This window comes from Vibrio sp. LQ2 (genome assembly GCF_023920125.1).
GTDB lineage: Bacteria > Pseudomonadota > Gammaproteobacteria > Enterobacterales > Vibrionaceae > Vibrio > Vibrio fluvialis.
In genome coordinates this window covers 2,649,776-2,661,560 of sequence record NZ_CP085308.1, presented here as the reverse complement: position 1 = coordinate 2,661,560, position 11,785 = coordinate 2,649,776, and the positions used below count along the sequence as shown (strand labels likewise).

Here is an 11,785-nt window from a genome sequence, read left to right as displayed (position 1 = left end):
TACTCTACCCTTGTTTATATATAATAAAAAACAAGTGATGTTAAATTTGAGATAATTTATCAAGCGGATAAGGAGATGGAGTTTCTGGATTTACGGAAGCGAAATTTTTTTCGTAAAAATGAACTATTTGAACAAAACTTAACCAATGTCGCAAAGGTAGTTAATTGGAGATTGATAGTTCAGAGAAGTTAAAAGGTGATTTTATTAAGCTAAAGTTATCAAAAAAGACATTTTTAAACAGGCGGCAGGAGCCGCCATGTCTCGATGTTACTACTCTTGTCTATTCAACTCTTTTGCAATGACTTTAAGTACTTCCGCCGTGATATTTGCTGCTTTCGCTCTGGTAACGATTTTAATATTGTCACCATATTGAACCCAAGCATCCCCATCGTTCACAATTCTAACCATGGCAAAAGTATCTAAAGTCAGAGCATTGTCTATTAGTTGATTATCATCCATAACAACTCTCTACATCAAATTGACGAAAACTGAGAATGGTACTTGGATTCCATTCGTTTGAAGTCGCATTCCATGCTGCTCTAGAAAGTGCATTAGAAACAGAAGCTTATCCTCAGTTTCTTGTTCATCTTCTTGCAATTCATAACCCAATATTAGTTTTAGCTGGCTAAATGACTCTATAGTGGAATAAATTGAATAGACACTGTCTAGCTCATCGAAAATTGTTCGGGTTGGGTTACGCCTCAAAGACAACTTCAGTCGATAAACTCGGCGGATATGTTCGATGTTTATTCCACAACTGATTAGATGCGTAAAATCATATTCTTGAGTGAAATCCGCATGTTCCAACGCTTCTGTCACGGCTTGAAGCTCAAAATTTGCTAGTTTACGCATACTTCACCTCCACTGCTGGAAATTTATTAACTGCTTCATACAATTGATGAATTTTCGCTTGTTTTCCGTATCGTCCGAAGGTGATGTTAGGATGAGCATGCCCAACGATTTCAGCCACTATGTGCTCTGGTATATCAGCAATCTTTAACTCATCGATAAAAGTATGTCGGAATGAGTAAGCCGTTGGTCGAGCATTGGGCTTCATCCCGATTGTGGTTTGCAATTTCCCCAGGTTGGTACGGTATCGAAATGACCAATCTTTGTTTTCTCCGTGCGGCTTATAATCAAAAAGCTGTTTCTGCTTTTGCTCTCGGCGCTCTTGCACATACTCAAGAAACCCTCCTTTTATCAATTGATTGTGCAAGGGGACAATGCGAAAAGCATTGGTCGTTTTTAGCCGCTGATCCGCTTCGGAATCAGAAATCGAGATGCATGGGACACCATCAATCATTTGGATATTATGGGTTGTTAATTGACAAACCTCTGAAGGGCGGCATCCTTGGTAAATTTGCAGTTTAGTTGTCCACTGGAACTGAGCGTCTTTTTTACGAAATTCAGAGCTGGATAATAGCCTTTTGATCTCTTTCAGCTGCCAGCGGTCACGTTGCTGTGATGCTTTTGTACCACGAGTCTTTGGTGCTTTTATGGCTTTGAAGACATTTTTCTCAATGAGTTCAATTCGTTCGCAGTAATCAAAGAACTGCTTATTGGCCGCAATGTATTCTTTTACTGTTTTTGCACTTAATCCCGTTTCAATTAAGTGGTCTCTGTAAGTGTTGGCAGCTTTAGCAGATAAACTAACGTTTTGCTTGGTTAGGTAATCTAAGAAATTTGTACAACGCTGATTCAACTGCGTCAGAGTTAATGGTGTAACTTTTTCCAAACGTTTACTATGGATGAAGTTGTCTAACTCAGTGATAAGTACTTGCTCATCAGCCAGACTAGGGGCTACGCTAACTTCAGGAGCAGGAGCAGGAGCAGGAGCAGGAGCAGGAGCAGGAGCAGGAGCAGGAGCAGGAGCAGGAGCAGGAGCAGGTTGAACCTTTGTCCTTGCCTCATTATTAATGCTAACTACTGTACATTTTGATTGTGGGTTATCCTCATTGGGAAGGTTAGAGCTAAACTGCTGGCGAACCTTTGCTACTTGAGCATCGAGTTCCATTTTAAAGCTGACATAAGGAATCCTTTCTGTGAGTGCTTGCTCGTATAAAGTGTGGATTACGCCAGAAAGCTGAGAATTACGCTTAGAAGCAAGCCTACGTTGCTTAGTCAGAAGTGAAAGTCGAATCTCTCGTGGATAACCCAGAGAAGTTTGCAGAATAGCTGGAGTGGAAATACGTGTATAAAACACGTTATTGCTCAATTTAATCAAATACATATGTATCACCTATTTGTATTAGGTGACATTTGATTGTCTTAAAACGAGAAAAGCCCTTGATAAATCAAGGGCTTGAATGTGGCGGAGAGATAGGGATTTGAACCCTAGGTACGCTATTAACGTACGCCGGTTTTCAAGACCGGTGCTTTCAACCACTCAGCCATCTCTCCGTAGTGCGACGAACTATACTCGTCGATGATAGTGATGTAAATACGTCATGATGCTAACTGCGCAATATACCACCATTTTTTGCAAATTTAGCTAATCGGTGACGTCATGCTCGTTCGATGATTTTGGATATAAAAAAGGCCGACAGGAATTGTCGGCCTCAGTTTCACTAGTTTTTGATTAGCGTAGGATCATTTGTGCGCGTTCTGGGCCCACAGAGATCATTTTTACCGGCACACCCATCAGTTCTTCAACACGTTGAACGTAATGTTGTGCGGCTAGAGGCAGGCTTTCAAACGTGCGGCAGCCTGTGATGTCTTCGTTCCAGCCTTCCATCTGTTCGTAAACCGGTGCCAGAGCAGAAGTTTGTGGCCAAATTGGGTTTTCACTGTGTTCACCTGCGTAGCTGACGCAGATTTTCAGATCTTGCATGCCGCTCAGACAGTCTAGTTTAGTCAGCGCAACTTCAGTTGCTGCTTGCAGTTCAACACCGTTGCGGGTCGCTACAGCATCAAAGTAGCCCATATCGCGTGGACGACCTGTTACTGCACCGTATTCGTTTGCCGCTTCACGGAAGCTGTCTTGCTCTTCCATCGCCGTGATCAGCGTACCGGTACCCACTGATGAACTGAATGATTTTGCTACTGCAATCACGCGCTCTGGACGCAGTGCTGGCAAGCCACTACCCAAACCAGCATAGGCAGCCGTTACGTTGGAAGAAGTTGTCCATGGGTATTCGCCGTAAACTAAGTCACGACCCGCACCCAGCTGCGCTTCAAACAGCAGGTTTTCGTCCTTCGCTTGCAGCGCTTTGAGCGGTTGACTCACGTTACAAATCGCGTCGCGCCATGGCGCAGAAACTTCCAACAGCCATTCGGTCATTTCTTCTGCGGTTTGAGAAAATTCAAATGACGGGTAAAGCGCTTTCAATTGAGGCAATTTCCAGTCCAGCATGAATTGGATACGCTCACGCAATACTTCTGGTTGCTTCAGCCAACCGACCAGAATACCTTTCTTCATGACGCGGTCGCCGTATGCTGGCGCGATACCCTGACGTGTTGAACCGTAAGCGCCGTCACCGAGGCGTTCTTCTTCCAGTGTATCTTCCAGTGCATGCAATGGCAGACATAGCGTCGCACGATCTGAAATGCATAGGTTAACGTCAACACCTGCCGCTTTTACTTCCGCAATCTCCTGAGAAAGTGGAGCAGGGCTGATAACCATACCTGGGCCGAGAACGGCAAGACAACCTGGGTTAAACACGCCGCTTGGCAGCTGATGCAGTTTGAATGTACCAAAGTCATTTACAACGGTGTGGCCGGCGTTATTACCGCCTTGAAAACGAATGCTCGCTGCGGCGCTATCTGCCAAATAGTCCACAATACGGCCTTTACCTTCATCACCCCAGTTTGCACCCACAACAACGATAGACGACATGTTTTAATCTCCTCAAAAGTTACCAACCTATCCTAGGGGGCGGACTGAAATAAGAAAAATTAATAATCATTATTGGCTTGATAAGAAATTCATATCGGGATAATTTGAACGACTGAGTGGAAGCGCTTATCGTCCTGAAAGTCGCGCCTTCTCCGTCCTTTTTATCGTTCAGGAGCTGATATGCTTGATCTCCACTGGCTCAACACATTTGTGACGTTGGCTCGTCTTGAGCACTTTGGGAAAGCCGCCAGCGAGTTGCACATGACCCAACCAAACGTCAGTTTGCACATCAAACAGCTTGAACAGAGCACACGGGTAAAGCTCATTGAACGTAATCCCTTTCGTCTGACTCAGGCGGGTGAACGTTTGTTGCAGAGCGCGCAAAATACGTTGATGGAGCTACAAAGTTGCCAAGCCGATCTCAATGCGATTAACGACCTTTGCCAAGGCACTCTCACCATTGCTGCCAGTGACATTATTTCCCGCTGGTTACTGATTGGACCGTTCCAATCGTTTAAGTCGGAATTTCCCGGAATAGATCTGACGCTGCTGAATACGACGTCGTCGCAGGCTGCGGACCTGGTCAAGAGTGCCAAAGCAGATCTTGGCTTTGTGATGGCACAAAAAGAGAGTCAACCACTGCATTTTACTGAGCTTAAGCAGGTGAAGTGGTGCGCGTTGGGAAATGGCTTGGAAGCGTGGCAGAACGGGGAGGTGGTCGATAATATTGAAGCTCCAACCTTAATTTTGCTGGGACACGATACCCGCACGCGAGATTTAATGGATCCGGCATTGCCGGATTTAAAATTGCCTAAATATCGCATTATGGAAGTCGGCAGTGTCGATGCACAGATTGACTGGGCAGAAGCCGGATTCGGTATCGCGATTGTTCCGGATTTCGCATTGCATCCCAAGCTCAATCTTCAATCCACCATCACACCCTTACCGACTTTTCCTTCGGCCAGTTTAGGCTATATTGTGCGTCAGAATCAGGTACTGTCGAAAGCAATCAAAAAGCTGCTGCATTGGGTGGACGAAGAAATTATCCGCTCGCCTCATGTCAATTGAGAACGTTTGCCGTATTTGGTGGTCGAATGCATATTGCTTTAAAAATCAACAAATTTGCTTATTGGACGCGTCATTGTCTACAGTTAACGACAAGCCCGAATAGAAAAGTCAGTACAAAGTTTGCCCAAAATACTCGTGTATTTACTCTAATTTTTGAAATGCTAATAAAATAATGTTTTATTGATAACCTTTTGAAAATAAACAAAAAATAAAGGTTGAGTATACGCATGTACGCCCGAAAGTGTTTGCAGGTTACTGTGAAGTACTTCAAAATTAGGACGTTAGCATTTATTCTTAGTTAAGAATGAGGTTTTGATGAAAGTCGCGGATCTATTTAAACATCGTGCAGAAAATCTTGTTAAGCACGCTGAATTTAAGCAGTGGGTGTCTCCTGCTATGCGCGAATACTGGGACGAATTCTTAGGCAAAGCCAACAATCGTCAGCTGTTCTCTTGGGTAAAAGAGTTTCATCAGTCAGCGAATGAAGATGTACAGATGCCGGAGCCTATCGTGCTTAAGCCCGAAGCTCAGGCTGTGTATGACGAACTGATGCCAAACATTGGTGAAGTTATCCATACGGGTGACTGGATTCTGGTGGATCAGGATCGCATTAACCAATTTGGTGCTGTCACGGAAGATATGCAATGGATTCATACTAACCCTGAAAGGGCAGAAGCTGAGTCGCCTTTTAAAACAACGATCGCTCATGGTTTTCTGACGTTAGCTCTGCTGCCAAAACTGACAGACAGTGTGGATGCGGATAACTCACTTTTCCCGACCGCGAAGCTGGTCGTGAATATTGGTCTGAATTCGGTACGTTTTCCTTATCCGGTGAAATCGGGTAGTCGGGTGCGCGCAGTGAGTACGTTGTCTAAAGTGACGCCAATCAAGAAAGGCCTGGAAATCGAGCGTGAAATCAAGGTTGAGATTGAAGGCGTTCGCCGCCCCGGTTGCGTGGTGGTCTCGGTGATTCAACTGCACTTTTAAGCGTATTAAAAATGAAAAAGGAGAGCTGAGGCTCTCCTTTTTTATGGGCGTTATTTATATTCGCCGACCGGAATATATCCGTACTCGACAATCAGCGCTTTGGCTCTCTCTGAGCGCAGGAAATCGAGAAACGCTTTTGCTTCTTTGCTGTCCTTGTCGGTGTAGTGCAGGATAAGGAAAGGACGTGACAACGTGTATTTGTGGTCGGCAATGGTTTTAGACGTTGCATCGATGCCTTCAAACTTAATCGCCTTAACCGACTTATCTACTGAGCCTGTTGAGATGAAACCAATCGCCTGCGAGTTGTGGTTAACCAGAGTTTTCACCATGCTGTTGCTGTTGACCACCAGGTTATTCGGGTTAATGTCCGACACCAAACGATCGTTGATGATTTTGGTTAGCCCGAGCAGACTTTCAAAACTGTAACGGGTACCCGAAGAGGCTTCGCGTGTTACTACTGCGATTTTCTGATCGTTACCGCCGACTTGTTTCCAGTTATTAATTTTGCCTTTATAAATGTCATACAGCTGTTCACGCGACAGATCGCTGACAGGATTCGCGCGGTTTACCACGACCGCCAAACCATCGTAAGCAAGTAAAAAGGTATTGAGAGAATCCTCTTCTTCGCTTTCGGTCAGATAACGAGAACTCATGGCAATGTGCGCCACGCCTTTTTTCAGCAGAGTGATCCCCGCGGTAGAACCGACACCCTGAACCGCGATGTAACTATCCGGGTGTGTTGCATTGTATTCTTCTGCGAGCACATCCATGATGCGGGCAACCGACGTGGAACCAGAGACATTAATCTCGCTCGCTTGCGCAAAAGAGGTCAAAAGAGAAAGTGAGCAAAGAGCAGCAAGCGCGACCCGTAGCATAAGTGAACTCCAAAAATAGGTAATAGAACAGGGCATTATGTTATGTCGCTTAGATGACACTTTTGTGAATCATCGGCCTGTTCACATGGGATTGTGTGAAATGTCTCCGGTTTAAGGGGGATGGGTTATACTCAAAACACATTGAGATCATAGAAAATTCAGTTCTTTCAGGAGATACTGAGTCGGTCGGCGGGTTGAGTAAGGCGTTGAGGGAGTCATGGCGGTTATTAGTTTACTGCAGCGTCAGATAGAACGAAGAGCGGAGCTGGTTTGTCACAATCGAAATCAGAGTTTACCCGCGGAATTGGGCAAATCCGGATTTGAATCCATTGAAAATGGGGTGCAGTTTATTCAGAGCCACTTCAAGTTGGACTCGGCCCATTGTGATTACACCAGCCCGGTGGCCAAAGTGATCTGGGAAGAAGAGTCCCGGCTGTGGGCGCTGTATGTACCCTCTGGTCTGGGTGAATCTCCGGAATGGATGCCATACCCTTATTTATCCAAAAGTGGTGATCTGACCGCGTTGATTCGGGAAGTAGAAAAAGACCCTAAATCTTATTTCTGGTCCTGATGGACAAAACGGGAACAATAAAAAAGGCATTCATTTGAATGCCTTTTTTGAGCGTGGGTAATTAAGCCTCGGTTGGCTCCTCGGTGGCTTCTGGAGCGGCTGGCGCATCTGCAAAAACCTGAGTTGGCTTAGCCACTACGCTGCGGTTTTCTTGATTTACTTCAGTCAGAACCACTTCCAGCGTATCGCCCAGTTTGTACACGACTTCTTTATCGATGGATACTGTACCTTCTTCGCCGTTACACTCGATACGCTCTTTATTATCAACAATCAGCGCGCCAGGGATGAAAGCCATTGCGCCGTTTTCTAGTAAGCGAACACGCATGCCAGGACGGTTGATATCGAAGATTTCAGCGGTGAAGCGAGTCTCTTTTGCTGGCTCTTCTGCCAGAGTGCGGGCATACAACCAGTCAGCCACGTTGCGTTCTGCAATCTTATGGTGTTTGCGGTGCAGAGCCAGTTCTTCGCCAACTGTTTCATCCGGCTTTTGCACAGATTCTTTACCCAGAATATGTGCTTTCAGCATGCGATGGTTGATCATGTCGCCGTACTTACGAATCGGTGATGTCCAGGTCGCATAAACGTCCAGGCCCATTGCAAAATGAGGCAGTGGTTGGTTACCAATTTCACTGTAGCTCTGGCTCTTACGGATACGGTTATCCAGATAAGAAGTCTCTTGGGTAGACAGCCAGCGACGCAAAGCGGCAAAACCTTCAACCGTGTTTACGCTCTCTTCGCTGCATTGTGCTCCGTGCGAGTTCATCAGCTCAACGATATCCGCGACTTTCTCCGGCTTAAAGCCAGCGTGTGTGTTGAACACACCAGTACCAAATGCGGCCTGTAGTGTTTTACCTGCACAGATATTCGCGGTAATCATCGATTCTTCAACCAGACGGTTTGCTGTGCGACGAGAATCGGCGTGAATGGCGACGACATCGTTGTCTTCACTCAGTTCGAAACGATAGTCAGGGCGATCAGGGAAAACAACCGCGTGTGTCTCACGCCAGTTTGCACGTGCCTGAGAAAACTCGTAAAGGTCACGGACAACCTGAGCAATCTCTTCACTTGGTTGCCAGGCGTCGCTTGAGCCTGTTTCGAGCCAGTCTGAAACGTGATCGTAGACCAGACGGGCATGCGACTTAATGTTGGCTGCAAAGAAGCGAATGTCATCACCAATCACACCATCTTTATCGACGGTTACCGTGCAGCACAGGGCAGGGCGCACTTCATTTTCGATCAATGAACACAATTCATCTGCCAGATCGCGTGGCAACATTGGAATGTTGCGGCCAGGTAGATAGATAGTGAAGCCACGTTCGCGCGCCACTTTATCCATATCATCTTCAGGTGTGATGTAGGCGGTCGGATCGGCGATAGCAATAGTAAGAGCGAAACTACCGTTTTCCAGTTTCTTCGCATACAGCGCATCGTCCATATCTTTGGTTGACTCTCCATCAATGGTGACGAATGGAAGAGTTGTCAGATCCGTACGCTCAAGATCGGCGTCGTCCTTAAGTTCCCAGTTTTCGATTCCTGCAGGTTCGCAGTTTGGCAGATCGTTTTCGGCCAACGTCACCCACCAAGGTGCAATCTTGTCATCGGCGTCAGTGATTTTTTCTGAAATCTCGGCAAAGAAACCATTGTCGTCTTTCAGCGGATGTCGAGTCAGATGGGCGACAACCCAATCGCCCTCTTTAAAATCTTCAGGGTTCAGACCTTTCTTGGTCTTTGCCTTGAGCGGCATTTTTTTCAGTTGCGGGTGATCCGGAGCAACGTTCAGTTTGCCTTTGTGGAGTTTAACCCGGCCGATAAAGCGGCTCAGCGATTGTTCGATCAGTTCTTGCGGCTCAGCGACTTCGCGCTCTTTCTCCGTACGGATGATGGCCACCACTTTGTCGCCATGCATACATTTCTTCATGTATGGTGGCGGAATAAAGAAGCTGGTTTTACTGTCGACTTCGAGAAAACCAAAACCTTTGTCGGTCGCTTTAATTTGACCTTCTTTTTTTGGCAGGTTTTCTTGAATCTGTTGCTTTAATTGGGCAAGTAGCGGGTTATCTTGAAACATCTTTTTTATTTCTGACTCGGTTAATTGGGCACACTATAATCATTGACTATGATTATTACTACCGAAAACGTGATTTTCAGCGCTGGTTGAACCTAGTTTAATTGCTGAAATTATCAGCTAATTTCTTGGAATTAAGGCTGTTAGCACGTTACTGAGGCGGCATTTTATCACTACTGAGAAAAAATTGTGATGAATTTCAATTTTTTCTAGCTTTTTTTATGCGTTTAGGGAATAATCCGCCTCCCTTAGATGTCCCTAGTGGCTTGATGCTTTTTGATACTCGTCCGCATCTGAACGGATTCAGCAACTTTCTTGGATTAGTTGGAATGGTAAAGCACGTGGGACCTTGGTTATTCATTATTTTAGTGGGATCCCCATGCAAGAATCTGTCATTCAATTCAGTGACTTAGCACTAAACAGTGCAATCCTTTCTGCCCTTAACGAAATGGGCTTCGTTTCTCCAACTCCAATTCAGGCTGCTGCAATTCCTCTTCTTCTGGAAGGCCGCGACGCACTAGGTAAAGCACAAACAGGTACAGGCAAAACTGCAGCATTCTCGCTGCCACTACTGAACAAATTGGATTTGTCTCAGTACAAGCCACAAGCAATCGTAATGGCTCCAACCCGCGAACTGGCTATCCAGGTAGCGGCAGAAATTAAAAATCTGGGCCAGAACATCAAGGGTTTGAAAGTTCTAGAAATCTACGGTGGTGCTTCTATCGTAGATCAAATGCGCGCTCTTAAATCTGGCGCACATATCGTTGTCGGTACTCCAGGCCGCGTTAAAGACCTGATCAGCCGTGAACGTCTGCACCTGGACGAATGTCATACATTCGTTCTGGATGAAGCGGATGAAATGCTGAAAATGGGCTTCGTTGACGACGTAACTTGGATCATGGAACAAGCACCAGAAACAGCACAGCGTGTTCTGTTCTCTGCAACCATGCCTCCAATGGTAAAAGACATCGTTGATCGCTTCCTACGTGAACCTGCTCGTGTTGACGTTGCCGGTTCTAACCAAACTGTTGCTAAAGTAGAGCAGCAATTCTGGGTTGTAAAAGGCGTAGAGAAAGATGAAGCGATGGCTCGTCTTCTTGAAACTGAAGAAACTGACGCGTCTATCGTGTTCGTACGTACTCGCCAAGATACTGAGCGCCTGGCTGATTGGCTATGTGCACGTGGCTTCAAAGCTGCGGCACTACACGGTGACATTCCTCAGTCTCTGCGTGAGCGTACTGTTGATCATATCAAACAAGGCGTGATCGATATTCTGGTAGCAACTGACGTTGTTGCTCGTGGTCTTGATGTGCCACGTATCACTCACGTATTTAACTACGACATTCCGTTCGATGTGGAATCATACATCCACCGTATCGGCCGTACTGGTCGTGCTGGACGTAAAGGTAAAGCGATCCTGCTGGTTCGTACTAACCAAATCCGCATGCTACGTACTATCGAACGTGTTACTCGTTCTTCTATGGAAGAGATCCAACTTCCACACCGCGATAAAGTGGCTGAAGCACGTCTGAGCCAACTGGCTGTTGAGCTGGAAGCAGAGAAAGAGCACACTTCTTTGGAGAAATTCTCTGAGCTGGTTGAGAAACTGCAAGCTTCTCTGGAACTGGATGCAACGACTCTGGCTGCAATCCTGCTGAAACGTCAGCAAGGTAAACGTCCTCTGTTCTACGTTGGTGAAGACCCAATGCTAGAAGCAATGGAACGTGACAAAGCACGTCGCCGCGAGCGTCGTGAAGGTGGTGACCGTCGTGAAGGTCGTCGTGAGTTTGGTGGCCGTGGTGAGTTCGCTACAAACACTGACTGGGAAACATACCAGCTGCAAGTGGGCCGCGATCAAGGCGTTCAAGTAAAAGACATCGTTGGTGCACTGGCTAACGAACTGGGTCTGACTAAAGGCTCTATCGGTGCCATCAAACTGGCTCAAGGTCACACATTTGTTCAGCTGCCGAAAGAAATGTCTGCTGATGTAACGGGTAAACTGCGTAAGCTGCGTATTCGTCAGAAAGAAGTTGGCGCTGTTGTATGTGACTTCGATGACTTCCGTGAGTCTCGTGGTCGTCGCGAAGGCGGTAACAGCCGTCGTGAAGGTGGTTTCCGTGGTAACCGTGAAGGTGGTAGCCGCGAAGGTGGTCGTCGTGAAGGTGGCTTCCGTGGTAACCGCGAAGGCGGCAACCGTGAAGGTGGTGAGCGTCGTTTCGATCGCAACCGTGGTGGCGATCACCGTGGTAACCATCGTGGTGAACGCGGTCACAGCCGTCGTCGCACTGAAGCGTAATAGTTCACGCTGCTATATATAAAGAGAGCCCGCGGATAATCTGCGGGCTTTTTCTTTTCCCTGAAATATTCTTACTTTACATTCGTTA

Annotated in this window: 10 protein-coding genes and 1 tRNA gene; 4 read left to right on the top strand and 7 right to left on the bottom strand. The window is 46.4% G+C overall.

Annotated elements, in window-relative coordinates:
• Positions 1-270: 270 nt before the first annotated feature.
• From LGV68_RS12555 to LGV68_RS12535, 5 genes are all read right to left on the bottom strand, one after another.
• Positions 271-459, bottom strand: a complete 189-nt coding sequence (locus LGV68_RS12555; protein WP_000342585.1) for a hypothetical protein — start codon at positions 457-459, stop codon at positions 271-273.
• A gap of 9 nt (positions 460-468) precedes the next feature.
• Positions 469-852, bottom strand: coding sequence for a hypothetical protein (locus tag LGV68_RS12550; protein WP_140357602.1), 384 nt, complete (start codon positions 850-852; stop codon positions 469-471).
• Positions 845-2,230 (bottom strand): tyrosine-type recombinase/integrase, encoded by a 1,386-nt coding sequence (locus tag LGV68_RS12545; RefSeq protein ID WP_252535323.1) that lies wholly within the window; start codon positions 2,228-2,230, stop codon positions 845-847. The genes LGV68_RS12550 and LGV68_RS12545 overlap by 8 nt, the downstream gene beginning before the upstream one ends.
• 79 nt (positions 2,231-2,309) lie before the next feature.
• A tRNA-Ser gene (locus LGV68_RS12540) sits at positions 2,310-2,400 on the bottom strand.
• 178 nt (positions 2,401-2,578) lie between these two features.
• Entirely contained in the window at positions 2,579-3,835 is a 1,257-nt protein-coding gene (locus LGV68_RS12535) for an adenylosuccinate synthetase (protein ID WP_024375570.1), read from the bottom strand.
• 180 nt (positions 3,836-4,015) lie between these two features.
• Between LGV68_RS12535 and LGV68_RS12530 the strand changes: the two genes are divergently transcribed.
• On the top strand, positions 4,016-4,903 hold the full coding sequence (locus LGV68_RS12530; RefSeq protein ID WP_252535321.1) for a LysR family transcriptional regulator: 888 nt from the start codon (positions 4,016-4,018) through the stop codon (positions 4,901-4,903).
• A 315-nt stretch (positions 4,904-5,218) separates the two neighbouring features.
• Positions 5,219-5,890, top strand: a complete 672-nt coding sequence (locus tag LGV68_RS12525) for a MaoC family dehydratase (protein ID WP_020328365.1) — start codon at positions 5,219-5,221, stop codon at positions 5,888-5,890.
• Between the two features lie 50 nt (positions 5,891-5,940).
• Here the strand turns inward: LGV68_RS12525 and LGV68_RS12520 are convergent, their stop codons facing one another.
• The gene (locus LGV68_RS12520) at positions 5,941-6,765 is read right to left on the bottom strand and encodes a phosphate ABC transporter substrate-binding protein (protein ID WP_024375569.1); all 825 of its coding nucleotides are present in this window, start codon (positions 6,763-6,765) and stop codon (positions 5,941-5,943) included.
• A gap of 217 nt (positions 6,766-6,982) precedes the next feature.
• On the opposite strand from LGV68_RS12520, the gene LGV68_RS12515 reads away from it, so the two are divergent.
• On the top strand, positions 6,983-7,336 hold the full coding sequence (locus LGV68_RS12515; RefSeq protein ID WP_020328367.1) for a DUF3024 domain-containing protein: 354 nt from the start codon (positions 6,983-6,985) through the stop codon (positions 7,334-7,336).
• 61 nt (positions 7,337-7,397) lie between these two features.
• Here the strand turns inward: LGV68_RS12515 and rnb are convergent, their stop codons facing one another.
• Positions 7,398-9,404 carry an exoribonuclease II gene (gene rnb / locus LGV68_RS12510; RefSeq protein WP_252535319.1) on the bottom strand — a complete coding sequence of 669 codons (2,007 nt, stop codon included), beginning with the start codon at positions 9,402-9,404 and terminating at the stop codon, positions 7,398-7,400.
• Positions 9,405-9,780: 376 nt separating this feature from the next.
• Here rnb and LGV68_RS12505 point away from each other — a divergent pair, with 376 nt between their 5' ends.
• Positions 9,781-11,697 carry a DEAD/DEAH box helicase gene (locus tag LGV68_RS12505; RefSeq protein ID WP_252535317.1) on the top strand — a complete coding sequence of 639 codons (1,917 nt, stop codon included), beginning with the start codon at positions 9,781-9,783 and terminating at the stop codon, positions 11,695-11,697.
• The last annotated feature ends 88 nt before the right edge of the window (positions 11,698-11,785 follow it).